A 620-nucleotide genomic window follows, 5' to 3' on the forward strand; every position below is an offset into this window, starting at 1 on the left:
GTGGCTGCCAGCGCTTCGCTGTCACTGTCCGTGGCGCTGCTTAACTTAACGATACCTTTTTTCGTCAGGCTGGCATCTTCCAGGGAAATCACGTCCGCGATATCTTCTGCCCGTTTTGCGGCCTCTTCTGCTCTGGTGGCTGCTGCTCCGGCAGCAGTACTGCTTTGCGCCGCCAGTGATGCGCTGGTATCAGATGCGGCGGCGTGGGTGGATGCCTCCGATGCTGATGACGAGGCGGCTGTTGCGCTGGCCGCTGCTGTACTTGCTGACGTTGCTGCGTTTGTCTCAGATGTTTTTGCTTCGGCTGCCGATGCGGCTGCCGCCTTTTCCGACGCTGCCGCCGCAGTGGCTGACGCACCTGCATCACCGGCACTGGAAGCCGCCTGCGTTTCTGATGTCTTCGCGGCGGTTTCGGATGCTCCGGCGCGCTCTGCTGATGTCTGCGCCGCCGTCGCGCTGGCGGCTGCGGCAGCAGCTGAATCTCCGGCGGCAGTACGGGAGGCATCTGCATTCGCTTCAGATGTTTTCGCTGCGGCTGCCGATGCGGCTGCCGCCGTTCTGGCTGTGTCAGCCGACGCCGCGCTGGCTGATGCCTCCCCGGCTTTTGTGGTCGCCGTACC

At 63.5% G+C, this 620-nt stretch carries 1 pseudogene; it reads right to left on the reverse strand.

The annotated features are described in order from the left end of the window. Positions 1 to 620, reverse strand: a pseudogene (locus ACLJRU_RS23375) (phage tail protein); the annotation flags it as partial.

It is taken from the genome of Salmonella sp. SAL00653 (assembly GCF_046552515.1).
GTDB lineage: Bacteria > Pseudomonadota > Gammaproteobacteria > Enterobacterales > Enterobacteriaceae > Salmonella > Salmonella enterica.